The sequence below is a fragment of the Exiguobacterium sp. s138 genome (assembly GCF_018618775.1).
Lineage (GTDB): Bacteria > Bacillota > Bacilli > Exiguobacteriales > Exiguobacteriaceae > Exiguobacterium_A > Exiguobacterium_A artemiae.
Map to the genome: position 1 here is coordinate 1 of NZ_JACSMW010000019.1, position 733 is coordinate 733.

General features: G+C 47.6%; 1 protein-coding gene. It reads right to left on the reverse strand.

The window, feature by feature from the left end:
* A partial coding sequence (locus KNP91_RS15640; RefSeq protein ID WP_214850894.1) for an IS30 family transposase occupies positions 1–668 on the reverse strand: 668 nt, incomplete at its 3' end.
* Positions 669–733 lie beyond the last annotated feature (65 nt).

Genomic DNA, 733 nt, shown 5'->3' on the forward strand with positions numbered 1-733 from the left:
CGATCTGTCGTCGCAGTTTGGAACGTTCCCAACGGGAAGGAAAGATGTAATGCTTGAATCGCAGACTCCATCGATTGAGCGGACCGATTTTCCATCGGTACAGCGAGATAAAAACGACTCTTTCGCTCGACGAACGTTGCGACACAGGCTTTTGACGTCCCTCTACCCGATACAACAGTATCAAGCTCCCAATGTCCAAACGTTTGACGCCCTTTGACGTCGGACGGACGTTTACTGATTGGCAGTCCGACGTTGAAGCGTCCGCGCGTCTCACGTGGTTTCTGACGCTTTCCCTTTTGCCGAAGAAGTCCAGAATCGGCCTCGACGAGGCCACTATAAATCCAACGATAAATTGTCTTGAACGAGAGTCCTTCTTCTTGGAATAATCGTCCGGCAATTTGTTCAGGGGACCACGTCTCCCGTAATTTTTCGAGGATGCAGATTCCTTTTTCGAGCGTAAACTTCGTACGTGCACCGCACTTCTTTTTTCGCTCCACATAACGCTGGTCAGCATGAGAAGAATCGTAATGAGGATTTCGTTTCAATTCTCGTGAAATCGTAGAAGGTTGACGCCCCAGGCGTCCCGCAATCTTTCGGACAGAGAAACCTAGCTCGAGATACGTCTCTATTTTGACTCTTTCTGATATGGTAAGATGAATATAGCTCATAACGAATCCTCCGTTGAATTTTGTGTGGTAACTCTATTCTACACGAGGCCGTTATGGGTTTTTTT